Source organism: Rhodococcus sp. PSi06 (assembly GCF_054960675.1).
Window position 1 is genome coordinate 1 of sequence record NZ_JBHNYO010000036.1, and the last position, 310, is coordinate 310.

The 310-nt window shown below is 70.3% G+C and carries 1 protein-coding gene; it reads right to left on the reverse strand.

Going from position 1 to position 310, the window contains the following annotated elements:
- Window positions 1-63: 63 nt before the first annotated feature.
- The coding region (locus tag ACFI9K_RS24920; protein ID WP_462665984.1) for an ABC transporter permease at window positions 64-310 on the reverse strand (247 nt) is incomplete at its 5' end.

The following is a 310-nucleotide window of genomic DNA, read 5'->3' on the forward strand; positions in this document are numbered from 1 at the left end:
GGTGTTGCTGAAGGTCCGCTGAGGATCACCCAACGCGTACGCCAACCTCGCCGAACCACCCGTCTACGGCCTCCGGTGAACCGATCCCCGCGCGACGAGTTCCACGGTCAGCGCGACGGCGACGGTCTGCGCGAGCAGCAGCCCGGTGAGCACCAGAATCTGTACGGCCCCCGCCTGTAGGGCCGAACCACTGGCCAGCAGCACGCCCACGAACGCACCCGGCAACGTCACCAACCCCACCGTCCGTGTCTGGTCCAGGCCCGGCAGCAGCGCGTCGTTCGCGGTGGGCCGCACCACCTCCACGCGCGCG